This is a genomic window from Curtobacterium subtropicum, from assembly GCF_030362975.1.
GTDB classification, from domain to species: Bacteria; Actinomycetota; Actinomycetes; order Actinomycetales; family Microbacteriaceae; genus Curtobacterium; species Curtobacterium subtropicum.
Genome location: NZ_JAUCMM010000010.1, coordinates 21524 through 48077, shown reverse-complemented (window position 1 = coordinate 48077; position 26554 = coordinate 21524). Strand labels below are relative to the sequence as shown.

Here is a 26554-nt window from a genome sequence, read left to right as displayed (position 1 = left end):
CCAGAGCAATGTCGATCTTCCTCAACAAGGACTCGAAGGTCATCGTCCAGGGCATCACCGGCGGCGAGGGCACGAAGCACACCGCGCTCATGCTCAAGGCCGGCACGCAGGTCGTCGGCGGGGTGAACGCCCGCAAGGCCGGCACCACCGTCACGCACGGCGACGTCGAGCTCCCCGTGTTCGGCTCGGTCCGCGAGGCCGTCGACACCACGGGCGCCGACGTCTCGATCGTGTTCGTCCCGCCGGCGTTCGCGAAGGACGCCGTGATGGAGGCCATCGACGCCGAGGTCCCCCTCGTCGTCGTCATCACCGAGGGCATCCCCGTGCAGGACTCCGCGGAGTTCTGGGCGCACGCGAAGGCCCTCGGCGGCAAGACCCGGATCATCGGCCCGAACTGCCCCGGCATCATCACCCCGGGCGAGTCACTCGTCGGCATCACCCCGGCGACGATCACCGGCAAGGGCCCGATCGGTCTCGTGTCGAAGTCCGGCACCCTGACCTACCAGATGATGTACGAGCTGCGTGACCTGGGCTTCTCCACGGCCATCGGCATCGGCGGCGACCCGGTCATCGGCACCACGCACATCGACGCGCTCGCCGCGTTCGAGGCCGACCCGGAGACGACGGCCATCGTCATGATCGGTGAGATCGGCGGCGACGCCGAGGAGCGCGCGGCCGACTACATCAAGGCGCACGTCACGAAGCCGGTCGTCGGCTACGTCGCGGGCTTCACCGCACCGGAGGGCAAGACGATGGGCCACGCGGGCGCGATCGTGTCCGGTTCCGCCGGCACCGCCGAGGCCAAGAAGCAGGCGCTCGAGGCCGCGGGCGTCAAGGTCGGCAAGACGCCGTCCGAGACGGCAGCGCTGCTGCGCGAGGTGGTCGCCGCCACGACCGCGTAGTGGTCCGGACGACCCGACGGACGGGAGGCGCGGCGCCGCTGGGCACCGCGCCTCCCGTCCTGCTGTGGACGGTCGGTCAGTCTCCACAGGTGCCGCGCGGCTCGCTCGGCGACCACGGGACGGCACGTACCCTGGCCACGATGAACCGCCTGGGAACCGCACTGCTGGCCGCCGTAGAGGCGATCGTGACGGTCGGCGTGGGCGTCGGGATCGCCCTCGTGCCGCTGACCCTGCTCTGGGGCTTCGAGTACGGGCTGCAGATCGACTGGGACGTCTTCTGGAAGGCCGCGGGCAGCGTCTGGCTCGTCGGCCACGGCGTCGACGTGACCTTCCGGCTCGGCAGCGACGTCGCCGGCGCCTCCGGGGTCCAGGGAGCGGCCGACCCCATCCACGTGACCCTCGCGGCCCTCGGCTTCGCGGTCGTGACCGCCTGGCTGGGCGGGCGCGCCGGACGCCGGTTCGCCGAGACGGAGCACCGGACGACCGGGCTGCTCGTCGGCACCGCCGCCGTCGCCCTGCTCGGGCTCGCGGTCGCGCTGTCGTCCACCTCGGCGGCGTCGGACCCCGTGGTGTGGCAGACCGTCGTGCTGCCCGCGCTCTGGTTCGCGGTGCCCGCCCTGGTCACGAGCGAGGTGTGCCGGGTCCGCCGGGGGTTGCCGGCCGACCCGCTGACACGGCGCGTGCTCGACCAGGTCGACCGGATCCCCGTGCTCTGGCGCACCGTCGCCGGCTTCGCGCTGCGTGCCGGCACCGCGGTCACCGCCGTCGTGGTCGCCGCCGCGGGGGTCGTCGTCGCGTTCCTGCTCGTCACCTCGTTCGCCGAGGTCATCGCGCTGTACGAGCGCTCCCACGCGGGCATCGTCGGGGGCATCGCGCTCACCGTGGGGCAGCTCGCCTTCCTGCCCGACTTCGTGGGCTGGGCGGTCGCCTGGCTGGTCGGACCGGGCTTCGCGATCGGCACCGGGTCGAGCGTCTCACCGATCGGCACGTCGCTCGGGCCGATCCCCGGTGTCCCGGTGTTCGGCGCGCTGCCGGCGTCGGGGCACACCTTCGGGCTGCTCGGGGTGCTCGTCCCCGTCGTCGCCGGGTTCGTGGTCGGCGGACTCATGCGCCCCGCGCTCGTCCGTGCCCTCGGCGCCGACGACACCCCGCTCCGCCGCGCGCTCGCCGGTGTCGCGACGGGGGTCGTGGCTGGCCTCCTGACCGGGGTCGCCACCGGGCTCACCTCGGGTTCGCTCGGTCCGGGGCGGCTCGCCGAGGCCGGACCGGACGGGCTGCTCGTCGGACTCCTCGCGGCGCTCGAGGTCGGGTTGCCCGCCGCGGTGGCACTCGCCGTCGGCAGCGATCTCGTGCGCCTGCCCGAGCGCTCCTGGGGTCGCGAGCGCTGGGTCGAGGCCGGTGACGGTGCTGCTCCGGACGACTCCACCGCCCGCGCCGCTGCCGAGGCGGCGGCGGACGACGTCCGTGCTGGCTCGCTCGTCGCCGCACTGGACGATGCCGGAGCGGGGCGGTCGAGTGCACCCCACCGGTTCACGGTCACCGAGGCGCACGACTCCGTGACCCACGCGACCGCGTCCTCGGCGGCCGGGCCGCACCACGGGGACGACCAGCCGACCGAGACGATCACGGACGACGAGCCCGCGACGGCGGACGCGGCGGCGGACCCGGCAAGGCCCACGCCCACGCCCACGCCCGCGCCCGCGCCCGCGCTCGCGCTCGGGACCGATCGTGCACCTGCGGCCGACGAGCCCGCGCGCAGGGCCGCTGCACCGTCGGTGTCCGAGCCAGAGCCCGAGCGCGAGCAGCAGCGCGAGCCCGAGCGTGACCGTGTCCCCGTGGCCGAACCGGACGACGTCCCACTGCCCGACTGGGCGCGGACGGACGCCGTCGCCGCGGAGCGGGTCGCACCGGGACCGGCCCCGCGTACGCAGCCGTCCCGGGGCGGTGTCAGCGGCCTGCGCGACCGACTGCGCGGCGCCGCCGGCGACGTCCGCGCCCGTGCCGGCGAGCTGCGCGACCGGGTCGGCAGCAGCCACGCACCCCACTCGTCGAACGATCGCTCGGAGCGAGACGAGACGCTGCCGCACGCCCCCGGCACCGAACAGCAGCCGGCGTTCCCGTGGAGCACCGAGGAGTTCGTGGCCGGTCGCGACGACGCCGACGGGTCCCGCGACGCCGAGGACACCCGCCGAGCCCGCACCGCGTCGACGCCGACCGGCGCCGGGGCCCGGTGGGACCAGACCGACCAGATCGCCGAGGACGAGCTGCCCTGGTGGCGCCGGCCGAAGCACGACGCGTAGCGCTCGCCCCACCGCCGCTAGGCTGGTCCCCGTGCTCGAACTGGTCGTCCTGATCTCCGGTACCGGCTCGAACCTCCGAGCCCTGCTCGAGGCGACGACCGACGCCGAGTACCCCGCCCGCGTGGTCGCGATCGGGGCCGACCGCGACGCCGAGGGCCTCGGCCTGGGCGAGGAGTTCGGGATCCCGACCTTCACGGTGCCGTTCTCCCGCTTCGCCTCGCGCGACGAGTGGGGTGCCGAGCTCGCCGCGCAGATCCGCCCGTGGTCGCCCGACCTCCTCGTGCTCTCCGGCCTCATGCGCCTGCTCCCGCACGCCGTCGTGTCCGAGTTCGCCCCCGCGGTCATCAACACCCACCCCGCGTACCTGCCCGAGTTCCCCGGCGCGCACGGCGTCCGTGACGCCCTCGCCGCCGGCGTCGAGCAGACGGGCGCCAGCGTGATCCAGGTCGACGACGGCGTGGACACCGGCCCGATCCTGGCCCAGGAGCGCGTCCCCGTGCTGCCGGGCGACACCGAGTCGACGCTGCACGACCGCATCAAGCCGGTCGAGCGCCGCCTGCTCATCCAGACCATCCTCGACATCGCCAACGGCACCACCGACCTGAAGGGCACCCCGAGCGCATGAGCGTGCACGCCGCCGACCCCAGCCTCTACCGCCACCGCGACGTCGTCCCCGTGCGGCGCGCGCTCATCTCGGTGAGCGACAAGTCCGGCCTGCTCGAGCTCGCCGGAGCCCTGGCCGACGCGGGCGTGGAGCTCGTGTCGACGGGCAGCACGGCCCAGACGATCCGCGACGCCGGGTACGCCGTCACCGACGTGTCGAGCGTGACGGGCTTCCCGGAGTCGCTCGACGGCCGCGTGAAGACCCTGCACCCCGCCGTGCACGCGGGGTTGCTCGCCGATCTGCGGCTGGAGTCGCACGAGCAGCAGCTCGCCGACCTCGGCATCGCCCCGTTCGAGCTCGTCGTCGTGAACCTCTACCCGTTCGTCGAGACGGTCGCCTCGGGTGCCGACAGCGCCACCGTGGTCGAGAACGTCGACATCGGCGGGCCGGCGATGGTCCGCGCCTCGGCGAAGAACCACCCGAACGTCGCGATCGTCGTCTCGCCGTCGTCCTACGCCGAGGTCGTCGAGGCCGTCCGCGCCGGCGGCACCACGCTCGAGCTCCGCAAGCGCCTCGCGGCGCAGGCCTTCGCCCACACGGCCTCCTACGACGCAGCGGTCGCGTCGTACTTCGCGACGGACGTGGTCGCGTCGGACGCCGCCGCCGTCGCGGACCACGCTGCTGCACCCACGGTCGACGGCGACCTCGAGACGCCGGGCTCGTTCGACGAGACGCTCCGGATCGAGGCCGACCTGACCGCGACGCTCCGCTACGGCGAGAACGCGCACCAGGCCGCCGCGCTCTACACGACCGCCGGTGGGGCGGGCATCGCGCAGGCGACGCAGCTGCACGGCAAGGAGATGTCGTACAACAACTACGTCGACGCCGACGCCGCCGTCCGGGCCGCGTACGACTTCGACACCCCCGCCGTCGCCATCATCAAGCACGCCAACCCGTGCGGCATCGCGACCGCGCCGGCCGACGCCGCCGACCCGATCGCCTCGGCACACGCGGCCGCGCACGCGTGCGATCCGCTGTCGGCCTTCGGCGGGGTGATCGCCGCGAACCGTCCGGTCACGAGGCAGATGGCCGAGACCGTCCGCGACATCTTCACCGAGGTCGTCGTCGCCCCGGCGTTCGACCCCGAGGCGCTCGACATCCTGTCGCAGAAGAAGAACATCCGACTCCTCACGCTGCCGTCGGACTTCGCGCTCGCGACCCGTGAGCTCAAGCAGGTCTCGGGCGGGTTCCTCGTGCAGGACGCCGACCGCTTCACCGCCTTCGACCAGTCGACCTGGACCCTCGTGTCCGGCGAACCGGCCGACGACGCGACCCTGGCCGACCTCGCCTTCGCGTGGAAGGCCAGCCGCGCGGTGAAGTCGAACGCCATCCTGCTCGCCGACCAGGGCGCGAGCGTCGGGGTCGGCATGGGCCAGGTCAACCGCGTGGACTCGTGCCACCTCGCGGTGGATCGCGCCGGTGACCGTGCCCGCGGGAGCGTCGCGGCGTCGGACGCGTTCTTCCCCTTCGCCGACGGCCTGCAGGTCCTGCTCGACGCCGGCGTCCGTGCCGTCGCCCAGCCCGGCGGCAGCGTCCGCGACGACGAGGTCATCGCCGCGGCGCAGGCGGCCGGCGTGACCATGTACTTCACGGGCGAGCGCCACTTCTTCCACTGAGCCGGCGAGCCACGCAGGTCAGGCGGGCCACGCGGAGCCGGCGGGGCCCGCTGCGCCAGCAGATCGACGGCGTCCAACAACGCCGGAACCATTGCGCAACACGAGCGACTGTGAATAGTCTGTAAGGCTCCGCACCGCACCGGACGATCGCAACCGGATCGGCCGTGCCCGCGGACACAACGGTGACGAAGACGACGACTGGAGTGACGATGGACGCGACGACCGGAACAGTGGCGACGGCTGCCCGGACGGGTCTCGTGTCCCTCGTGGGGACCACTCCCGACCCGCGACCCCGGACCCGGACGGCCATGCCGATCCGCACCCCGGGCACGGCCGCCGTCTAGCCAGGCCCCTCCCACGGCCTCGCGCCCGACGACCTGTCGGCGAGCGCGGACCACCTGCTGAGAACCCGGGGACCCGTGTCCCCGGTGCCCTCCGGCCCGGTCGACGTCACGCGAGTGACGGCGACGGCGCGCGACCACGCGCCCGGCCGACGACCACCGCACTGCCACACCGCGCCTCCCGGCCGGACCGCCCCCACCGACGCGACCCGTCGGCGGGACCGCGACCCGACGGGTGGACGCGACTCGACGCCCGAGGACGCAACCGCATGTCCACAACGCCCGACCAGGCGACCCCCTCCACCGACCGCCCCTCGACCCTGCGCGCCATCGGCCGCATCTGGCCCTACGTCAAGCCGTACCGCTGGCGGCTCATCGGCGGCATGGCCGCGGCGATGGGCGCCTCGCTCGTCGCCCTGGTGATCCCGTACGTGCTCCAGTGGCTCGTCGACGGGCCGCTGTCCTCGCGCGACGCCGCGCTCATCTGGCCCGCCGGACTCGGCGTGCTCGCACTCGGCGCCCTCGAGGCCCTCTTCATCGCGTCCCGCCGTCGGCTGGTGATGCGACCGTCCACGCGCATCGAGACGAGCATGCGCAACGCGCTCTACGCAAAGCTGCAGGACCTGCCCGTGGCGTTCCACGACCGCTGGGAGTCCGGGCAGCTGCTGTCCCGCTCGGTCTCCGACCTGTCGCTGATCCGCCGCTGGCTGGCCTTCGGCGTGGTGCTGCTCGTCGTGAACATCGTCACGATCGCCGTCGGCTTCGTCGTGCTGTTCACCTTCGGGTGGCTGCTCGGCCTGATCTTCCTGGTGGCGTCGATCCCGCTGTGGATCAACGGCCTGCTGTTCGAGCGGAAGTACTCGGTCGTCGCGCGTCGCAGCCAGGACCAGGTCGGTGACCTCGCGACGAGCGTCGAGCAGTCGGTGCACGGCATCCGCGTGCTCAAGGCGTTCGGCCGCGGCCGCTTCAAGCTCGACGAGTTCAGCGAGCAGGCCGAGGCGCTGCGCGGCACCGAGATCGAGAAGGCGAAGGCCATCGCCAGCATCTGGCTGTGGCTGCTGCTCGTGCCGGACGTCGCGTTCGCGCTCTGCCTGCTCGCCGGCATCTGGCTGGCGTCGCAGGGTGAGCTGACGGTCGGCCAGCTGTTCGCGTTCTTCGCGACGGCGACCGTGCTGCGGTTCCCGATCGAGTCGATCGGGTTCTTCCTGTCGATGACGTTCGACACCCGCACCGCGGTCGACCGGTTCTTCGAGGTCATGGACTCCGAGAACACGATCCAGGACCCGACAGCGCCGAAGCGCATCGACGAGCCGCACGGCGCACTGTCGTTCACCACCGTGCACTTCCGGTACCAGGACGCACCGGAGCACGTGCCGGACCTGGTGGACGGCGTCGAGCTGCAGCTGCACCCCGGCGAGACCATGGCGCTCGTCGGCCTGACCGGCAGCGGCAAGACGACGCTGCTGTCGCTGGTGCCCCGGTTGTACGACGTCACCGGCGGATCGATCACGATCGACGGTGTCGACGTCCGCGACCTCACCCGCGCGGAACTCCGTCGGCACGTCGGGGTCGCGTTCGAGGACGCCACGCTGTTCTCGACGAGCGTCCGGGAGAACGTGCTGCTCGGTCGCCCGGACCTGTCCGGTGACGAGGCCGAGCGCATCATGCGCGAGGCGCTCGACATCGCCCAGGCGTCGTTCGTCGACGACCTCCCCGAGGGCGTCGACACCCGCGTGGGGGAAGAGGGCCTGTCGCTCTCCGGCGGCCAGCGGCAGCGTCTCGCGCTCGCTCGGGCCATCGCCGCCCGGCCGTCGGTGCTGGTGCTCGACGACCCGCTGTCGGCGCTCGACGTCGACACCGAGGCGCGGGTCGAGGCGGGCCTCCGCCGCGTCCTGGCGGACACGACGTCGCTCATCGTCGCCCACCGCCCCTCGACCGTGACGCTCGCCGACCGCGTGGCGCTCATGGAGGGCGGACGCATCACCGCCGTCGGCACCCACTCGGAGCTGATGGCCACCAACGAGCACTACCGCTACGTCATCTCCTCGCTCGACGAGGACGACGCACCCGCCCGAGAGGAGGCGATGGCATGACCCAGCAGGACCAAGTACCGCCCGTTGACACGGCAGCCGGGCCGGGAGGCCCCGATCCCGTCCTCGACGAGACCTCCGCCACCAGGGCGGCCGGCCCCGTCACCGCCGCGGTCACCACGCTCGGCGTGCGCGGCGAGGAGCGCGAGGACTTCAGCAAGGCGGAGAGCAAGCGCCTGCGGCGCCGCTCCCTCGCCCTGCTCGGGTCGCTCGCGGCCCCGCTGAAGGCACGTCTGGTGCTGCTCGGCCTCGTCGTGGTGGTCTCGACCGCGGGGACCGTCGCGGGACCGGCGCTCATCGCGTGGGGCATCGACAACGCGCTGCCGCGGGTGCTCGATGCGAACGACTGGGTGCCGGCGTTCGCCGTCGTGGCGACGTACATCGTCGTCGCGGTGCTCGGTGCGGTGCTCACCGCCTGGTACACCGTGCTCGCGGCTCGGATCAGCCAGGCGATCCTGTTCGACCTGCGGAAGCGGGTGTTCCTGCACACGCAGCGGCTGTCGCTCGAGTTCCACGAGACCTACACGTCGGGCCGGATCATCTCCCGCCAGACGAGCGACCTCGACTCCATCCGCGAGCTCCTCGACTCCGGGCTGAACCAGCTCATCCAGGGCGTGCTCTACATGGTGTTCACGGGCATCGCGCTCGTGGTGCTCGACCCGACCTCGGGGCTCGTGCTCGCGGTGTCGCTCGTGCCGCTCTGGTTCCTGATCCGCTGGTTCCAGACGAACTCGCAGACACTGTTCCGTGCGACCCGCGTCACGTCCGCCCGGGTCATCGTGCACTTCGTCGAGACGATGACCGGCATCCGGGCGGTGCAGGCGTTCCGGAAGGAGTCCCGCAACCGCGACGAGTACGGCCGGTACGTCGAGGACTACCGGGTGGCGAACACGAAGGTGTTCAACCTGTTCGGGACCTTCGACCCGGTGCTCGTGCTCATCGGCAACGCCACGCTCGCGGCGGTCGTCATCGTCGGCGGCTTCCGGATCGTCGGCGGCTCGCTCGAGGTCGGCGCGCTGCTCGCGGTCGCGCTCTACGCCAAGCGGTTCTTCGACCCGGCGCAGGAGCTCGCGATGTTCTACAACGGGTACCAGTCGGCCTCGGCGGCGATGGAGAAGATCTCCGGCGTCCTCGAGGAACGACCGTCGGTGCCGGACCCGGCGAAGCCCGTGCGGCTTCCCGAGGCCTCCGGTGCGATGGACTTCGACGACGTCGAGTTCGCGTACAACGCCGACAAGGTCGTGCTCCCTGAGTTCGACCTGCACATCCCGGCGGGCCAGACGATCGCGCTCGTCGGGTCGACCGGTGCCGGCAAGTCGACGCTTGCCAAGCTCATGGCGCGGTTCTACGACCCGTCCAAGGGCTCCGTGCGGCTCGACGGCGTGGACCTGCGGGAGATCGACCCGAAGGACATGCGCAGCGCGATCGTCATGGTGACGCAGGAGGCGTACCTGTTCTCCGGCTCGGTGGCGGACAACATCGCGCTCGGCAAGCCGGGGGCGACGCGCGACGAGATCGTGCGGGCGGCGGAGGCCGTCGGTGCGCACGCGTTCATCGAGGCCCTGCCCGACGGGTACGACACCGACGTGAACAAGCGCGGCGGCCGGGTGTCGGCCGGCCAGCGCCAGCTGCTGTCCTTCGCCCGCGCGTTCATCGCCGACCCGAAGGTGCTCATCCTCGACGAGGCCACGGCGTCGCTCGACATCCCGTCCGAGCGGCTCGTGCAGGAGGGGCTCGAGACCCTGCTCGCCGACCGCACGGCCGTGATCATCGCGCACCGGCTGTCGACCGTCGCGATCGCCCACCGGGTGCTCGTGATGGAGTACGGCCGGATCGTCGAGGACGGGACGCCGGACGACCTGATCGCCGGCACCGGGCGGTTCGCCCAGCTGCACGCGGCCTGGCGGGACTCGCTCGTCTGACGGACCGGGCTGCACGTGGTTGGCTTGCTCCCATGAGCAACGACAGCGTGCAGCCCGGCGGCGTCGCCCTGCGCGACCCGTTCTACGGGGCACCCTTCGCCGAGGCCGTCCGACGGTTCTGGCGGAAGTACACCGTGTTCACCGGGCGGGCGTCGCGCGCTGAGTACTGGTGGTGGTGGCTGACGTCGTTCGTGGTCGGGCTCGTGCTGCTGCTCGTGCCGCAGCTGTTCACGCCGGGGAGTCCGGTGCTCGAGAACCCGGTCGGCTCCTACCTGTTCGTGCTCTGGGGACTCGTGACGCTGATCGGGTCACTCGCCCTCGGTGCCCGACGCCTGCACGACGCGAACCTGTCCGGCTTCTGGCAGTTCCTGCACGTGGTGTTCGGCGTCGGGTCGCTCGTGCTGCTGGTCCTGTTCCTGCTGCCGTCGAGCCCGAAGGGCGCGCGCTTCGACTGAGCGCTCAGAACGGGTCATCGGCGTCCGTGGTGGGTGACCAGCGCGCGCGCCGCATGTCGATCCTCCAGGCCGACGACCGCTCCACGAGCGGCGTGCCCTCGGCGCGGTAGTGCTCGAGCGCCCGGGCCTCGTGCCGGACGGGCGGCAGCCCGCCGGCGCGCACCACACGCCACCACGGCAGGTCGGCGCCCTCGTGCGCCATCACCCTGCCGACCGCGCGCGACGCTCGTGACCCGAGCACAGCAGCGACGTCGCCGTACGTCATGACGTGCCCGGCCGGGATGAGCCGCACCACCTCGGCGACGGCCGCGCCGAAGTCCGGCTCCGGCAGGAGCGCGCCGCTGTCCGGCTCCTCCACCCGGCGGGCTACAGCGCGAGGGCGGCGAAGTGGTCGCCGTACTGCGTCTCGCGCACGACCTCGAACCCGAGGGCACGGAAGAACGCCTCGGGCCCGCTGTCTCCGCCGGGCTCGTAGACCACGGTCAGCCGCTCGAGACCGCGGCTCCGCGCCTCGTCCGCCAGGCCGTGCACCGCGAAGCGACCGACGCCGCGGCCCTGCGCGTCGGCGGCGACGTTGACGCGCCAGATCGCGCTGCGCAGTTCTTCCTCGGCGTTGTCCTCGTCGAAGGTGCCGATGATCATCCCGACGACCCGGTCACCGTCGAGCACCACGCGGGTCCACGCCGAACTCGGCTTCACGTCCGACTCGGCGACGCCGTACGTGGTCGGCTGCACGAACTGCTCCTGCCCGGGCTTGAGCGTCAGCGAGTTGGCCGCGGCGGCGGTCGACGCGGAGAGGGCTTCGAGGCGGAGGTCCGTCATGCCGCTCAGGGTAGCGGTGCACCCCGTCCGGGTGCCAGGAGGGCACCCGGACCGTTGCAGCACCGTTGCAGCGCCGTGCCGAGCGCGGCGTCCGGGTGTCCGGGCGACGGTAGGGTCACGGCATGGCGGAGCATCGGCGTGGGGCGAACCTGCCGTCGATCGGCGGCTTCAACCGCACGGTCGTGCTCGACGCCGTCCGCCGCTCACCCAACGGGCTGAGCCGTGTGGAGCTCGCCGCGCGCACGGGTCTCAGCGCGCAGACCGTGTCGAACGTCACCCGGTTCCTCATCGAGGCCGGCATGATCGCGGAGTCCGGCACCGTCGTCGCCGGCCGCGGGAAGCCCCGGACGATCCTGCGCCTCGAGGCCACGAGCCGGTACGCGGTCGGGGTGCACGTCGACCCCGCGGTCGTGACCTACGTGCTGCTCGACCTCGCCGGCAGCGTCGTCGCCGAGACCACCACGTCGACGCCGTCCGCGGACGACCCCGCCGAGGTCGTCCGGACCATCGCGACCGCCGTCGACGGCCTCGTCGCGGAGGCCGGGGTCGCCGGGGAGCACGTGCTCGGTGTCGGCATCGCGAGCCCCGGGCCGATCGACGTCGACGCCGGGGTGGTGCTCGACCCGCCGTTCCTGCCCCGGTGGCGGGACGTCCCGCTGCGCGACGCGCTCGCCGAGGCAACGGGGTACCCGGTGCTGCTCGAGAAGGACGTCACCGCCGCGGTCGTCGGCGAGATGTTCCTGGCGGGGGAGTCCTCGGCGCGGAACTTCGCCTTCGTGTACTTCGGCACGGGGTTCGGCGTCGGGCTCGTCGTCGACCACGAACCCGTGCGCGGCGTCGGCTCGAACGCGGGCGATGCCGGGCACATCATGGTCGACCAGGGGGCCCTCGCCGGCACCCCCGACGGCTCCGGCTCGCGGGGCGAGGTCGGCGCCGCCGTCGCTCCGGCACGGCTGGTCGAGGTGGCGCGGGACCGCGGGCTCCGCCTGACCGGCGGTGCAGCGGCGGACGACGTCACCGCCGTGCAGCAGGCCTGGGACGCCCTCGGCGACGCGATCGCGTCCGGTGACGAGGTCGCGTCGGAGCTCGCGGCCGACGCCGGTACCGCGATGGGGCGGGCCGTGGTGGTCATCGTCAACCTGCTCGACATCGACCGCGTGGTCTTCGGTGGACCGTTCTGGTCGCGGATCGCCCCGGTCGCGCTGCCGGCGGCGCGCGAGGCGATCACGGGCTCACCGCTGCTCGTGCCCAAGCACCCCGTCGCGGTCGTGGACAGCGGACGGGGTGCCGACGTGGCCGCGGTCGGCGCCGCCTGCCTGGTGCTCGACGCGGCGCTGTCACCGCGCGCGAGCGCGTTGCTCATCCGGCGCTGAGCACCGACGTCGGTCCACCCCGCCCCGCCCGTCCGGCAGCGCCGTCGGTCAGACCGCGCCGAGGACCTTCCGCCAGACCGCCGTCAGGGTGTCGTACTCGTCGTCCGCCAGCAGGTCGCGCACGCCGGTCGCCAGCACCGCCGACCGGACGGCCTCCTCGGCCCCGGCTCGGTCGCGGAGGTGCGCCTCGCTGTGCTTGACCGCGCGCCCGGCCTCCTGCGCGGCCTCGATCTCGTCGACGCGGCCGGCGGCGCCGGCGGCGTCGAGCGCGTGCTGCCACGCGGCCAGCAGGTCGGCGTTCGTCACCATCCGGCCGTCCGCGCCGCCCTGGACCGCGAGCGACGCGCTCGACACCGGGACCACGATCTGCTCGTCGGCCTTCCAGGCGACGTCGAGGGCCTCGGCCTCGTCGGCGGTGATCCGCCCGGCACGCTCGATCATCGACTGCAGTGTGGTGTTGCTGGTGTCGTCCGTCACGGTTCCCTCTCCGACCGAACGCGCTCGCGTGGTCGGTCCCATCCTGTCGGCGCCCCCTGGGAGGAGCCGCGAGTGCGGCCGTGGGCCGGCACCGACGGCGGACGGGAGGCGCGGCGCCGGCCCGCACCGCGCCTCCCGTCCGTCGACTGCTCACGACACCCGTCGTTCACCCTCCCGCCACCGGCCGGACGCCGGGATGCTGAACAGTCGTGCAGGTCCCACTGACCTCCCCGAGAAGGACCCTGCATGCGCACCCCTGCCCTGCGGCTCGGTGCCGGCCTCGCGACGGGCATCGCCCTCGCCGCCGGCGTGCTGACCGCCACCCCAGCCGTCGCCGCGGTCGGTGACGACGACCCGTCCGTCGGCGCCCGCGTCACCACCGGCCCCGCCGCCGGGCTCGCGATCAACGAGGTGGAGTCGAACGCCGACGACACCGACTGGGTCGAGCTGGTCAACACCTCGTCGGCCGCGATCGACCTCAGCGGGTGGCGCTTCCTCGACTCGGACTCCTCGCACACCGCGTGGACGCTGCCGCAGGGATCGACGATCGCCGCCGGCGGGTACCTCGTCGTCGACCAGGAGACCACCACCCGCCCGGGCTTCGACTTCGGGCTCGGCGGTGCCGACGCCGTGCGGCTCTACGACCCCTCCGGCGCACTGGCGCTGCGGTACGCCTGGACGACGCACGCGGCCGTCACGTACGGCAGCTGCCCGGACGGCTCCGGCACGCTCGTCGACACCACCGCATCGACCAAGGGGAGGCCGAACGACTGCTCCTCGCCGGTCCGCATCAACGAGGTCGAGTCGCAGGACGGCACCCCCGGCGACTGGGTCGAACTGACGAACGTCGGGACGACCACCGTCGAGCTCGGCGGGTACGTGCTGCGGGACAGCGAGGACGACCACGCGTGGACGATCCCGGCCGGGACCAGCGTCGCGCCGGGCGGGTTCACGGTGCTGGACGAGGCGCAGGCGGGCGCGGGCACGGGCACGGGGTCCGGCTCCGGGTTCGGCTTCGGGCTCGGGAAGGCCGACAGCGTTCGGCTGTACGACCCCCGCGGGACCCTCGTCGACCAGTACTCCTGGACCGCGCACGCCGCGACCACGTACGGCCGGAACCCCGACGGCACCGGCGACTTCGCCGAGACCGCCGAGTCGACCAAGGGCGCCACCAACCGGTTCGCCGGAGTCGTCGCGGCCGAGGCCTGGCCGGGCGGACCGGACGAGACCGTCCTGGACGCCGAGGACACCTTCACCGGGGACCTGAGCGGCCTCGACTGGACGACCTCGTCGACCTCGCGCGACGGGCAGCTCTGGGCGGTGCAGAACGGTGACGGCCTGCTGTACCACCTGGCCTCGGACGGTCGCGGCGGGTGGGCCCCGACGAACGCCGCGGGCGTCGACCTGCGGTACGCCGACGGCACCGGGACGCCCGATGCCGAGGGCGTCACGGTCACGGCCGACGACCCCGGCGCGGTGTACGTGTCGACCGAGCGCGACAACGACGTGTCGAAGGTGAGTCGCCCCGCGGTGCTGCGCTTCGCGACCACCGACGGCTCCGAGTCGGTCCTGCGCGCCACGGACGAGTGGAACCTGGCCGCGGACTTCCCGGGCCTCGGCGCGAACGCCGGGCTCGAGGGCGTGACGTGGGTGCCGGACGCGTGGCTGACGTCACACGGGTTCGTCGACCAGCACAGCGGAGCGGTCTACGCACCCGCCTCGTACCCGGGCCACGGTCACGGGCTCTTCCTCGTCGGGGTCGAGGGCACGGCGAGCGTGTACGCCTACGCGCTCATGGACGACGGCTCCTCCCAGCGCGTCGCCACGATCGCGACGCCGTTCTCGCTCGTCGCCGAGGTGCAGTTCGACCCGATGCTCGACGCGCTCTGGGTCGTCTGCGACGAGGCGTGCTCCGGGCGCACGGCGCTCTTCGACGTGCAGGACGGCGCCTTCACGCTCGCGTCGTTGTACGAGGCGCCGGCGAACGCCGACCGGACGCTCGCCAACGAGGGGTTCGCGATCTCGGGGCGCTGCGTGGACGGTGCTCGGGCGACGTACTACGCGGACGACAACGACACGAACGGGTCCTCGCTGCGCACCGGGACGTACCCGTGCGACGCGACGACGGAGCCGGGCGACGGCGACGGTGAGACGCCTGGACCGGGCGACGGCGACGGCGGGAGCACCCCGACCCCGACTCCGACCCCGGGCACGGGCGGCGGCGCGGGCGGCGGCACGCCGGCCCCGACCGCTCCCGCTCCGACCACCCCGGCGACCCCGACCGCACCGGTCGCGCCGGACGCCTCGGCGCTCACCGACGGGAACCGCGGCTCGGTGTCCGCACCGTCCGGGATCCGTGCGGGAACGTCGGTGACGATCGCCGTCGGGACGCAGCACGCCGGGGAGCGTGTCGCGGTCTGGCTGTTCTCCGAGCCACGGCTCCTCGGGACGCCGGTCGTCGCGGCCGACGGCACGGTGACGGTGGTCGTTCCCGCTGATGTCCCGGCCGGGCAGCACCGCATCGTGGTCGCCGCCCTCGACGGCACCTTGATCGGCTGGACGGACGTCCGGGTCGACCCCGTGACGGGTCCGCTCGCCTTCACCGGTGCCGAGCTGGGCGGTGGGATCGCGGCGGCGCTCCTGCTCCTGGCGGCCGGTACCGGTGTCCTCGTGGCACGCCGTCGTCGGACGGTCGGCTCGCCGGCCTGACCCGCGGTTCCTGCTCGCCGACGCCCCGTCGCCCTCGTCGTCCGCCCGGACGGCGGGGGCGTCGGCGTCCCGAGGTAGCGTCGGGGGATGCGCACCGAGGTCCTCCGCTACACCGCCTTCGCCGCCGAGCCCGGGGGCGGCAACCCCGCGGGGATCGTGCTCGACGCCGAGGGGATGACCGACGACGAGATGCTCGCGGTCGCCCAGCAGGTGGCGTACCCGGAGACCGCGTTCGTGGTCGCCCGGACCCCGGACGGCGCCCGGGTGCGCTACTTCTCGCCGGCCGCCGAGGTCCCCTTCTGCGGTCATGCCACCGTCGCCACCGCCGTCGTGCTCGCCGAGCGCGAGGGGATCGGTGCCCGTGTCTTCTCCACCGCTGCCGGGGACGTCTCCGTCGACGCCACGACCGCACCCGACGGCCGCGTGCAGGTCGCGATGACGAGCGTCGAGCCAGCCATCCGTCCGATCGACCCCGAGCGGTGGGAGCGGCTCGCCGCACTGCTCGGGCTCGTCGACGCCGACGTCGCCGAGGGCTTCCCCGTGCTCGAGTCCTTCGCGGGCAACTGGCACCCCGTGGTCGTGCTGGCCGACCCCGAGCGCTTCCACCAGTTCCGGTTCGACCCCGCCGCGCTCGCCGCACTGAAGCGGGAGTCCGGGTGGGAGGGCACCGTCACGGTCCTGCACCGCACGGGCCGGTTCGAGTTCGAGGCGCGCAACCTGTTCCCGGCCGGCCGCATCACCGAGGACCCGGCGACGGGATCCGCCGCTGCCTCGACGGGCGCGTACCTGCGCGCGGTCGGAGCGGTGTCGCCCGGGAGCCGCGTCGTGATCCGGCAGGGTCGACACGTCGGACGTCCGAGCGTGCTGCTCGTCGACGTGCCCGAGTCCGGCGGCATCACGGTGATCGGCGGCGCCACCGCCATCGCCTGACCCGGGCTCGCCGCCCGTTCCGTCCCATCGCACGTGCAGTGGGAAGCGCTTCCGCGCGAAGAGGGTCGTTCCATCGGTCCTCCTACGCGCGGAACGTCCTCCTACGCGCGGAACGTCCTCCTACGCGCGGTTCGTCCTCTTACGCGCGGTTCGTCCTCCGGCCCCTGGCGCCCGCGCGTCCGTTGCCGAGCCGTGACGAAAAGTGCTTGACACGAATAAGTCCATCCGTTGTACTAATCCTGCGCGCGGGTGACGGAGCCCGCGGACATCCCGTGCAAAGGAGCACCGATGAAACGCCGCACCCGAATCATCGCCGGCCTCGCAGCCGTGGCAGTCGCCGCGGTCGGGCTGGCGGGTTGTTCCAGCTCGTCCTCTGCCTCGAGCGACACCATCAAGATCGCGTACCAGAAGTTCGGCGCCTTCCAGCAGCTCGACGCCCAGATGAAGGAAGTCAAGACCGAGTACGAGAAGGCGAACCCGGGCAAGACCGTCACCCTCGTCCCGATCCAGGCGCAGGGCAACGACTACTACACGAAGCTCGCGCTCATGAACAAGGCGCCCGCGACGGCCCCGGACGTCATGTACGAGGACACCTTCCTCATCAAGTCCGACGCCGAGGCCGGCTACCTGCTGCCGCTCGACCAGTACGTCGACAAGTGGGACGAGTGGGACCAGTTCTACGACAACGCGAAGCAGGCCGGCCAGGGCGACGACGGCAAGATCTACGGCGTCTCGATGGGCACCGACACGCGCGCGCTCTGGTACAACAAGGACCTCTTCGAGAAGGCCGGTCTCCCGGTCCCGTGGAAGCCGAAGACCTGGGACGACGTGCTCGCCGCGGCCAAGACGCTCAAGGAGAAGGACCCGAACGTCATCCCGTTCAACATCTACTCCGGCAAGGCGCAGGGCGAGGCCTCGACCATGCAGGGCTTCGAGATGCTCCTGTACGGCGCGGACGGCGACGGTAACACCCTCTACAAGGACAAGAAGTGGGTCGTCGGCTCGAAGCAGTTCGAGGACTCCCTGAAGTTCATCAAGGAGGTCTACCAGGGCGGCCTCGGCCCGACCCCGCAGCAGGCGCTCGACACGAACGTCGGCACGACGATCGCGCAGACCTGGCTGCCCGAGGGCAAGCTCGCCATCGACCTCGACGGCTCGTGGCAGTCCGGCACGTGGCTCGAGTCCGGTACCGCTCCGTGGAAGGAGTGGAACGACGTGATGGGTCAGGCGGCCTTCCCGACGCAGAACGGTCAGGCACCGGGCTACAACTCGATGTCCGGCGGGTGGACGCTCGCGGTCGGTTCGAAGTCGAAGAACCCGCAGGCCGCGTTCGACTTCATCACGACGTTCCTGAGCAAGGACGGCTCGTTGAAGTACGACACCGAGAACAGCCAGATCGCGGTCCGCAAGGACGTCGCCGAGGACCCGGCGTACACCGGCGCCAACCCGACGTTCGCGTTCTTCTCCGGTCTGGTGCAGCACACCAACTTCCGCCCCGCCACGAGTGACTACTCGCAGGTCTCGAACGCCATCCAGGTCGCGATGGAGTCGGTCATGACCGGGCAGCAGACACCCGCCGAGGCCGCGAAGGTCTACGACCAGTCCGTCGAACAGGTCGTCGGCAAGGACAACACCGTCGACGCCGGGTAGCGGCGCGACCACCTGACGGTCGGGAGGCGCGGCTCACGTCGTGCACCGCGCCTCCCGTCCGTCCCATCCCACCTTCGGAACCCTCCGCACCCGGAAGGCAACCCTCGTGTCCAGCACCCCCCTCGCGCCGACGCTGTCGGCGCCCGGTGCGCCGAAGCGCACCGATCCTCCCGTGCCGCGCAAGCGGCGACCGCTGCGGAACGCGACGCGCGTCGTCCCGCTCCTGCCCGCGGTGGTCCTCCTCGTCGTATTCCTGCTCGGCCCGGTCATCTCCTCGTTCTACGGGTCGTTCACCAACTCGGCGCTGACCGGCGCGAGCGCGGCGAACCAGCAGTTCGTCGGCTTCGCGAACTACGTCGAGCTCTTCCAGGACCCGGACTTCCCGAAGTCCGTGGTGCTCACGATCGTGTTCCTGCTGGCCTCAGCCGTCGTCGGGCAGAACGTGCTCGGTCTCGGGCTCGCGTTCCTCATGCGCAGCGCCAACAAGGTCGTCCGCGCCGTCGTCGGCACCTTCGTCGTCGCGGCCTGGGTCCTGCCGGAGATCGTGGCCTCGTTCGCCGCCTACGCGTTCTTCAACGACACCGGCACGCTCAACACGTTCCTGGCGTCCATCGGCATCACCGGGGCGAACTGGCTCTACACGTACCCGATGCTCGCGGTGATCCTGGCGAACATCTGGCGCGGGACCGCGTTCTCGATGCTCGTCTACTCGGCCGCCGTGTCCGAGGTGCCCGAGGAGATCACCGAGTCCGCCGAGGTCGACGGCGCCAGCGGGTGGCAGCGGCTGATCTACATCACGCTGCCGGTCATCCGACGGTCGATCTCGACGAACCTCATGCTCACGACGCTGCAGACGCTGTCGGTCTTCACCCTCATCTTCGTGATGACGGGCGGCGGCCCCGGCACGAACTCGTCGACCCTGCCGATCCTGGCGTACCAGGAGGCGTTCAAGTTCTCGCAGCTCGGCTTCGGGACCGCGATCGCGACGATCCTGCTGGTCGTCGGCGCGGTGTTCTCGATCATCTACATCCGGGCGCTCAAGCCGGAGGTGGACTGACCATGGCCCTCACCGCTGACCGTCCCGTGTCGAACGCGACCCGCTCCGTGACCGCCCCGGGTGCGCTGCACATGACCTCGCCGCGAGGCCGCACGATGCGCTGGGCGTCGAACGTCGTGCTGCTCGTCATCGCCGTGTGCTTCGCGGTGCCGCTGCTCTGGCTCGTGCTCGCCTCGGTGGACACGCAGGCGTCCCTGTCCGTGAAGATCCCGACGCAGTTCACACTCGACAACTTCGCGAAGGTGCTCACCCCGGAGCTGTCGTTCATCCCGCTCGCGAACAGCCTGCTGCTCTCCGGCGGCACCGCGGTCGTCACCGTGGTGTTCGCCCTGCTCGCCGCGTACCCGCTGTCCCGGTACAAGATGCGTGTGAACAAGCCGTTCCTCTACAGCATCCTGTTCGGCACCGGCCTGCCCATCACCGCGATGATGGTGCCGGTCTACGCGCTGTTCGTGTCGCTGAACCTGATCGACAACGTGTGGGGCTGCATCTTCTTCCTCGCCGCCACGTCGCTGCCGATGGCGATCTGGATGGCGAAGAACTTCATGGACTCGGTGCCGATCTCGCTCGAGGAGGCGGCCTGGACGGACGGCGCCTCGATGTTCACCACGCTGACGCGCATCGTCGTGCCGCTCATGCGCCCGGGGATCGCCGTCGTCTTCATCTTCGTGTTCATCCAGGCATGGGGGAACTTCTTCGTCCCCTTCGTCCTGCTGCTCTCGCCCGACAAGGTGCCCGCCGCGGTGAGCATCTTCAACTTCTTCGGGCAGAACGGGGCAGTCGCCTACGGGCAGCTCGCCGCGTTCTCGATCGTGTACTCCGTGCCGGTCATCGCCCTCTACGTGCTCGTGTCCCGCGGCCTCGGTGGGGGCAACGCCCTCGCCGGCGGCATCAAGGGCTGACCCCGTCCGACCGCGGTGGGCTCGTCCCACCGCTGTCCCTGCTGGAAAGGAACCACTCCATGCACCACGACGAACCCCTCGCTGTCGTCAACGGGCTCTGACCCGGATCGCCCGCCGAAAGGAACCACTCCATGCACCACGACGAACCCCTCGTCGAAGCCCGGATCGCCCGTCTCGTCCGGGACCGCATCGACCCCGCCGTGCACCGTCGCTCGGCCCCGGTCACCGTCGACGCCTGGCAGGTGCCGGACGAACCGGTGCCGTTCGCCGAGGCCGTCGCCGCCGAGTACACGCCGTTCACCGTCGGCGACGCCTGGGGCGGGCGGCCCTGGGGGACCACCTGGTTCCGGGTCCGCGGCACCGTGCCGGAGGACTTCGGCACCGCCCCGGGCACCACCGTCGAGCTCCGCGTCGACCTGGGCTTCTCGAAGCGGCAGCCCGGCTTCCAGGCCGAGGGACTCGCCTGGCGCACCGACGGCTCCACGATCAAGGGCATCGAGCCGCGGAACGACACCGTCCCCGTCGAGGTCGGCCCCGGCGGCTCGTTCGAGCTGTACGTCGAGGCCGCGTCCAACCCGGACATCGGCGGCGACGACTTCCAGGGTGCGACCCCGCTCGGGTCGAAGGCGACCGCCGGGACCGAGCCGATCTACCGCCTGCGTGCGCTCGAGCTCGTCGAGCGGGACGACACCGTGTGGGAGCTCCAGCAGGACGTCTGGGTGCTCCGCGGACTCATGGCCGAGCTGCCGACCGACGGGACCCGCGGCGCCGACCTGCTCCGCGTGCTCGAACGGGCCGCCGACGCCCTCGACCCCGACGACGTCGCCGGGACCGCCGCCGATGCCCGGGCCGTGCTCGCCCCGGCGCTCGCCGTCCCCGCCAGCGCCGCCGCGCACCGCGCCGTCGCCGTCGGGCACGCCCACATCGACTCCGCGTGGCTCTGGCCGGTCCGCGAGACGATCCGGAAGTGCGCCCGCACGTTCTCGAACGTGCTCGACCTGATGGACCAGGACCCCGCCTTCACGTTCGCGTGCTCGTCGGCGCAGCAGTACGCGTGGATCCGCGACGGCTACCCGTCGATCTGGGCACGGATCAAGGAGCGCGTCGCCGAGGGCCGGTGGATCCCGGTCGGCGGCATGTGGGTCGAGTCGGACACGAACCTGCCCGGGGGTGAGGCACTCGCCCGGCAGTTCGTCGCCGGCAAGCGGCTCTTCCTCGAGGAGTTCGGTGTCGACACCCCCGAGGCCTGGCTGCCCGACTCGTTCGGGTACACCGGGGCCCTGCCGCAGATCGTCCGCGCCGCCGGGTCGAAGTGGTTCGTCACGCAGAAGCCCTCGTGGAACGAGACGAACGTCATCCCGCACACGTCCTTCCACTGGGAGGGCATCGACGGCTCCCGCGTCCTGACGCACCTGCCCCCGGCCGACACGTACAACTCGGACGTCTCCGCCGCCGACCTGCACCGAGGAGAGCGGGGCAACAAGGAGCGCGGCGTCGCGAACACCTCGATGCTCCTGTACGGCTTCGGTGACGGCGGTGGTGGACCCACGCGCGAGATGGTCGCGGCCGCACGACGCCAGCACGACCTCGACGGCTCGCCCCGGGTCGACCTCGGCACCCCGGCCGACGTCTTCGAGGAGCTCGAACGCGTCCTGCCGGAGCCCGCCGTCTGGTCGGGGGAGATGTACCTCGAGTTCCACCGCGGCACGTACACGTCGCAGATCCGCACGAAGCAGGGCAACCGGCGCTCCGAGCACCTGCTCCGCGAGGCCGAGCTCTGGGCGGCGACCGCTGCCGTGCGACTCGGCGCCGAGTACCCGTACGACGAACTCGAGTCCGTCTGGCACACCGTGCTCCTGCAGCAGTTCCACGACATCCTGCCGGGGTCGTCGATCGCGTGGGTCTACGAGAACGCCGAGGCCGAGTACGCCCGCGTCGGGAAGGTGCTCGAGGGCCTGATCGGTGCCGCGACGACCGCGCTCGCGAGCGGTGGGGCGCCGGCGCTCGCCGGGGTCGGGGCGTCCGCGACCGCCTTCGCCGGCGACGGCGGGGCCGCTCTCGACGCGCCTCGGGACCCGGGCACGGTCGGGACCGGCGGCAGCGCCGAGGTCGGGACCGTCGTGCGCTTCAACGCCTCGCCCGTGGCGGCGGGCGGGGTGACCGCCCTGGGTGGTTCCGCGGTGTCGGCGGCGGAGGCGGTGCCTCCCGTCCGGAGCGGTGACCGCTTCGTGTTCGACACCGGTGTCGTGACCGCGACCGTCGACGCCGAGGGCCACGTCGTGTCGTTCGTCGACCACGCGACCGGACGCGACGCGATCGCACCCGGTGCTGCTGCGGCGCAGTACACGGTGTTCCGGGACACCCCGAACCAGTGGGAGGCGTGGGACATCGACCGCGCGTACCAGCGGAGCGGCACCGTGCTGTCCGCGGCCTCGGTCGACGTGGACGGCGACGCACTCGTCGTGACGCGGCCGTTCGGCTCGTCGTCGGTGACCACCCGGTACACGGCCGTCGTGGGCCAGCCCGAGCTGCACGTCGAGACCGAGGTCGAGTGGCACGAGCGGCAGAAGCTCCTCAAGCTGGCGTTCCCGCTCGACGTCCGGGCGTCCGTCGCGTCGAGCGAGATCCAGTTCGGGCACATCGACCGGCCGACGCACCAGAACACCTCGTGGGACATGGCCCGGTTCGAGACGTCCGCGCACCGGTGGGTGCACGTCGGTGAACCCGGGTTCGGTGTGGCGGTCGCGAACGACTCGACCTACGGACACGACATCACCCGCTCGACCCGGGCGGACGGCGGGACGACGACCCTGGTGCGGGAGTCGCTGCTGCGCGCGCCGACCTTCCCGGACCCGCACGCCGACCAGGGGCACCACGTGTTCCGGACGGTCCTGCGGGCGGGAGCCTCGGTGCTCGACGCGGCGGACTCCGGGTACCGGCTGAACCTGCCGGTGCGGTCGGTCCCGGGCTCAGCCACCGTCGACCCGCTCGTCACCGTGTCCTCGCCCCAGGTGCTCGTCGAGGCCGTGAAGCTCGCCGAGGACCGCTCCGGGGACGTCGTCGTGCGGCTCTACGAGGCGTCGGGCGGTCGGGCGACCGACGTCGGGGTGTCGTTCGGGTTCGACGTCGAGGCGGTGGAGGCGGTGGACCTGCTCGAGCGGCCGGTCGGGTCGGACTCCGGCTCGGGTTCGGGTTCGGCTTCATGGCTCGCGGGGGAGCCCGTCGTGCTCACGCTGCGTCCGTTCGAGATCGTCACGCTGCGGGTGCGGCGGGCCTGAGGCTGCGTCGGTCCCGAGGCAGCGGGGCCGGCGGGGAGGCTGCGGCGCCGGGGGAGCACGGGTGCGTTCCCCCGGCGCCGCGTCGCGTGCGGGGCTGGGGTGGGCTGGGCTGGGCTGGGCCGACCTTCCGCGCGTAGGAGGCCGATCCGCGCGTGGCAGACCGAATCGTGCGTACGAGGTCGTTCTTTTCCGCTCCCCACGCGCGATCCTGCTTTCAATCGCGCGCGCGATGGGCTCGAAGCAACGTCCTGCACAAACGCATCGGGCGGGAGGCGCATCCACAGTTCGCAAGCATGCTCGCCTGCGCAGTCCCGCCCTTCACCACGGTGGGAGACATGGAAGTGCCCCTCGCCATCTACCGCGCCACCTGCACGAACGACGCCGGACGTTCCGGGGCGACGCTCCGCCGTCGGGCAGCCGACGACGGTCCCGACCGACTCGTGCGCGTCGGACCGAACGCGTTCGTGCGGGGTGCGGAGTGGGACGCTGCAGGGCCTCGACGCCGCTACGTGACCCGGGTCTTCGCGAGGCTCGGTCGTCGGAGCGTTGCAGCAGTGGGCTCGCACGTCTCCGCTGTCGCGGTGCACGGGTTGCCCTGGCTCCACGGCTGGCCGGAGGACGTGCACCTGACCGTTCCCAAGACCCAGTACCGCAGCGGGACGAAGGGTCTCGTCCTCCACACCAGACCCGTGCAACCCGGTGACGGGATCGACCATGCGGGCTTGCGGTTCACGTCCGTCGCGAGGACCGTCGCCGACGTCGCACTGCAGGGGGACGTGCGGACCGTCGTCGTGCTCGCTGACGCGGCACTCCGGCAGGGGCTGCGGAGGGGCGACGTCCACCGTGCCCTGGGCGGACTCCCCCACCACCGAGGGCGAGCTCTCGCCGCTCGCTCGATCGAGTTCGCCGATCCTCGATCAGGGTCCCCGGCGGAGTCCCTCGCCCGCGTGGTGTTCTGGGAGCTCGGTCTACCGGCTCCCGTCCTGCAGCAACGGTTCGACGTGGACGGGCACCGTCACGAGGTCGACTTCTGGTTCCCGGAGCAAGGCGTGATCGTGGAGGTCGACGGACGCGTGAAGTACTCGCAAGAGCGGTACCGGAACGGGAGGACCGCCGCGCAGGTCATCGTCGAGGAGAAACGCCGCCACGAGCGGTTGAGTGCACACCCGGCCGTCCGCGCGATCGTCCGTCTCGAGTGGCGTGACCTGTGGGACCTCGACGCGCTCTCGTTCCGGCTGCGGGCCGCGGGACTGCCCTGCCGAGCCCGACCGGTCCGCAGCGCGCGTGGTCTGACGACCTGATCAGGACATCCCCCGGCGGGGACGTCGGGGCCGGGAACCGGTTCAGGACACCGTGGCTAGCGTCGCGCCCATGGCTGTCACCGAGATCTGGCTCGTCCGCCACGGGGAGTCGACCGCGAACGTCGCCGCTGCGCGGGCCGAGGCCGCGGGAGCCGACGTCATCGAGGTCGACCACCGCGACGCCGACGTCCCGCTGAGCCCGCTGGGCCGGGAGCAGTCCCGAGCGCTCGGGCAGGAGCTCGCCGATCGCGGGGTCGACGACGTCCCGGTGGCGCTGTGGGTCTCGCCGTACCGCCGGGCGCAGCAGACGATCGGCATCGCGCTCGACGCCGGCGGAGTGACCGAGCCGCCGAAGCGCGTCGACGAGCGGCTGCGCGACCGCGAGCTCGGCGTCCTCGACCTGCTCACCCGCGCGGGCGTCCAGAACCGGTACCCGGACGAGGAACGCCGACGACAGTGGCTCGGCAAGTACTACCACCGTCCCGCCGGCGGGGAGTCCTGGGCGGACGTGATGCTCCGCCTCCGCACCGTGCTGACGGACGTCGATCGGCTCGAGGGCGCCGAACGGCTGCTCGTCGCCGCGCACGACGCTGTCGTGATGCTCGCCGTCGCGGTCTGCCTCGACCTCGACGAGCCGGCGCTCATGGCGTTCGCCGAGGACCACACGGTCGCGAACGCGTCGCTGACACGACTGCACCGCGACGGGCCCGGTTCCCCGTGGACCCTCGAGGAGTTCTCCGCCGTGGGACACCTCGACGACGACGAGGTCACCGAGCACAGCGGTCGGAAGGACGACGCCCGTGTCGAATGAGGAAGCCGCAGCGCCGCAGCACATCACGCCCAACGTCCTGCGCGAGTGGGCGCTGCCCGACCCCGGCGCCGGTAAGTACGGCCGCGGGCAGGTCCTCGTCGTCGGCGGCGCGGCGCACACCCCCGGTGCCGCGATGCTGTCGGCGCTCGCCGCACTGCGCGTGGGAGCCGGACGACTGTCGCTGGCGGTCGGGTCGAGCGTGGCGAACCACGTCGCGGTCGCCGTCCCCGAGTCGGGCGTCGTGCCGCTCGACGAGGGCGAGGCCGGTCACGTCGCCGTCGGCGCGATCGATGCCGTGCGCGAGTCGGCCGCAGCAGCCGACGCCGTGCTGGTCGGTCCCGGCCTGGACGAGCCGGACGGCGCGCGGGACCTGGTCGCGGGCATCGCGGACGCCGTCGGCCCGGACACCCTCGTCGTGCTCGACGCCTTCGCGCTCGGCGTGGCCGCCGACGTGGAGGAACGGCTCCGGCCCCTGCGAGGTCGACTCGTGCTCACGCCGAACAGCGGCGAGGCAGAACGGCTGCTCGGTCGGGACTGCGGGGACGACGACGTCGCCGACGCCCGGGAGATCGCCGAGCGGTACGGCGCCGTGGTCGCGCTGTCCGACGTCATCGCGGCCCCCGACGGCCGCGCCTGGGTGAAGGGCACCGGCTCCGGTGGACTCGGGACGAGCGGCAGCGGCGACGTGCTGTCCGGCGTGGTGGTCGGACTGCTCGCCCGCGGGGCGGAGCCCGCGCAGGCCGTCGCCTGGGCGTCGTACGTGCACGCAGCCGCGGGCGACCGGCTTGCGGTGCAGGTCGGGCCGCTCGGCTACCTGGCCAGCGAGCTGCTTGCCGAGATCCCGAAGGTGTTGGTCGAACTCGGTCGCTGAGCCGAAGGTCGTTCGAGCCCATCGCACCCGACCTGGAAGTCGCGATCGCGCATGGGAAGCGGGAAGTTCCTGAGCCCGACGCG

General features: G+C 72.3%; 20 protein-coding genes. 17 read left to right on the top strand and 3 right to left on the bottom strand.

The genetic code is table 11. From position 1 onward, the window contains the following. Positions 1 to 8 precede the first annotated feature (8 nt). The 7 genes from sucD to QUG98_RS13280 all read left to right on the top strand — a co-directional run bounded on the left by sucD (position 9) and on the right by QUG98_RS13280 (position 10290). The gene (gene sucD, locus QUG98_RS13310) at positions 9 to 902 is read left to right on the top strand and encodes a succinate--CoA ligase subunit alpha (protein ID WP_289471023.1); all 894 of its coding nucleotides are present in this window, start codon (positions 9 to 11) and stop codon (positions 900 to 902) included. 140 nt (positions 903 to 1042) lie between these two features. Next, positions 1043 to 3202, top strand: coding sequence for a cell division protein PerM (locus tag QUG98_RS13305; RefSeq protein WP_289471021.1), 2160 nt, complete (start codon positions 1043 to 1045; stop codon positions 3200 to 3202). 31 nt (positions 3203 to 3233) lie between these two features. Beyond that, the gene (purN, locus tag QUG98_RS13300; RefSeq protein ID WP_058728841.1) at positions 3234 to 3827 is read left to right on the top strand and encodes a phosphoribosylglycinamide formyltransferase; all 594 of its coding nucleotides are present in this window, start codon (positions 3234 to 3236) and stop codon (positions 3825 to 3827) included. Next, entirely contained in the window at positions 3824 to 5482 is a 1659-nt protein-coding gene (gene purH, locus QUG98_RS13295; protein ID WP_289471020.1) for a bifunctional phosphoribosylaminoimidazolecarboxamide formyltransferase/IMP cyclohydrolase, read from the top strand. The genes purN and purH overlap by 4 nt, the downstream gene beginning before the upstream one ends. Positions 5483 to 6092: 610 nt before the next feature. Beyond that, complete coding sequence (locus tag QUG98_RS13290; protein ID WP_289471019.1) at positions 6093 to 7916, top strand: ABC transporter ATP-binding protein; 1824 nt, start codon at positions 6093 to 6095, stop codon at positions 7914 to 7916. Then, positions 7913 to 9835 carry an ABC transporter ATP-binding protein gene (locus QUG98_RS13285; RefSeq protein ID WP_289471018.1) on the top strand — a complete coding sequence of 641 codons (1923 nt, stop codon included), beginning with the start codon at positions 7913 to 7915 and terminating at the stop codon, positions 9833 to 9835. The genes QUG98_RS13290 and QUG98_RS13285 overlap by 4 nt, the downstream gene beginning before the upstream one ends. Before the next feature lie 32 nt (positions 9836 to 9867). Continuing rightward, on the top strand, positions 9868 to 10290 hold the full coding sequence (locus tag QUG98_RS13280) for a DUF805 domain-containing protein (RefSeq protein ID WP_289471015.1): 423 nt from the start codon (positions 9868 to 9870) through the stop codon (positions 10288 to 10290). A gap of 4 nt (positions 10291 to 10294) precedes the next feature. Here the strand turns inward: QUG98_RS13280 and QUG98_RS13275 are convergent, their stop codons facing one another. Continuing rightward, a complete protein-coding gene (locus QUG98_RS13275) occupies positions 10295 to 10648 on the bottom strand; it encodes an MGMT family protein (RefSeq protein WP_289471014.1) in 354 nt (117 codons plus the stop codon). 8 nt (positions 10649 to 10656) lie between these two features. Beyond that, the gene (locus QUG98_RS13270; RefSeq protein WP_289471012.1) at positions 10657 to 11112 is read right to left on the bottom strand and encodes a GNAT family N-acetyltransferase; all 456 of its coding nucleotides are present in this window, start codon (positions 11110 to 11112) and stop codon (positions 10657 to 10659) included. Between the two features lie 122 nt (positions 11113 to 11234). On the opposite strand from QUG98_RS13270, the gene QUG98_RS13265 reads away from it, so the two are divergent. Further along, positions 11235 to 12485, top strand: coding sequence for an ROK family transcriptional regulator (locus tag QUG98_RS13265; RefSeq protein WP_289471010.1), 1251 nt, complete (start codon positions 11235 to 11237; stop codon positions 12483 to 12485). A gap of 48 nt (positions 12486 to 12533) precedes the next feature. Here the strand turns inward: QUG98_RS13265 and QUG98_RS13260 are convergent, their stop codons facing one another. Next, the gene (locus QUG98_RS13260) at positions 12534 to 12962 is read right to left on the bottom strand and encodes a hypothetical protein (RefSeq protein WP_289471009.1); all 429 of its coding nucleotides are present in this window, start codon (positions 12960 to 12962) and stop codon (positions 12534 to 12536) included. Positions 12963 to 13208: 246 nt separating this feature from the next. Between QUG98_RS13260 and QUG98_RS13255 the strand changes: the two genes are divergently transcribed. The 9 genes from QUG98_RS13255 (at position 13209) to QUG98_RS13215 (ending at position 26471) form a co-directional block, all read left to right on the top strand. Beyond that, positions 13209 to 15671: a lamin tail domain-containing protein gene (locus tag QUG98_RS13255; protein ID WP_289471008.1), complete on the top strand. Its 2463-nt coding sequence runs from the start codon at positions 13209 to 13211 to the stop codon at positions 15669 to 15671. Positions 15672 to 15758: 87 nt separating this feature from the next. Continuing rightward, positions 15759 to 16601, top strand: coding sequence for a PhzF family phenazine biosynthesis protein (locus tag QUG98_RS13250; RefSeq protein WP_289471007.1), 843 nt, complete (start codon positions 15759 to 15761; stop codon positions 16599 to 16601). A gap of 288 nt (positions 16602 to 16889) precedes the next feature. Next, positions 16890 to 18251: an extracellular solute-binding protein gene (locus QUG98_RS13245; protein WP_289471005.1), complete on the top strand. Its 1362-nt coding sequence runs from the start codon at positions 16890 to 16892 to the stop codon at positions 18249 to 18251. 106 nt (positions 18252 to 18357) lie between these two features. Further along, positions 18358 to 19308, top strand: a complete 951-nt coding sequence (locus QUG98_RS13240; protein ID WP_434533447.1) for a carbohydrate ABC transporter permease — start codon at positions 18358 to 18360, stop codon at positions 19306 to 19308. Between the two features lie 2 nt (positions 19309 to 19310). Further along, positions 19311 to 20210, top strand: coding sequence for a carbohydrate ABC transporter permease (locus QUG98_RS13235; RefSeq protein WP_434533446.1), 900 nt, complete (start codon positions 19311 to 19313; stop codon positions 20208 to 20210). A gap of 131 nt (positions 20211 to 20341) precedes the next feature. Then, positions 20342 to 23488, top strand: a complete 3147-nt coding sequence (locus tag QUG98_RS13230) for an alpha-mannosidase (protein ID WP_289471004.1) — start codon at positions 20342 to 20344, stop codon at positions 23486 to 23488. 335 nt (positions 23489 to 23823) lie between these two features. Then, positions 23824 to 24789, top strand: coding sequence for a hypothetical protein (locus QUG98_RS13225; RefSeq protein WP_289471003.1), 966 nt, complete (start codon positions 23824 to 23826; stop codon positions 24787 to 24789). 70 nt (positions 24790 to 24859) lie between these two features. Next, a complete protein-coding gene (locus tag QUG98_RS13220; protein ID WP_289471002.1) occupies positions 24860 to 25600 on the top strand; it encodes a histidine phosphatase family protein in 741 nt (246 codons plus the stop codon). Beyond that, positions 25590 to 26471: an NAD(P)H-hydrate dehydratase gene (locus QUG98_RS13215; protein ID WP_289471000.1), complete on the top strand. Its 882-nt coding sequence runs from the start codon at positions 25590 to 25592 to the stop codon at positions 26469 to 26471. Before QUG98_RS13220 ends, QUG98_RS13215 begins: the two co-directional genes overlap by 11 nt. Positions 26472 to 26554: the final 83 nt, after the last annotated feature.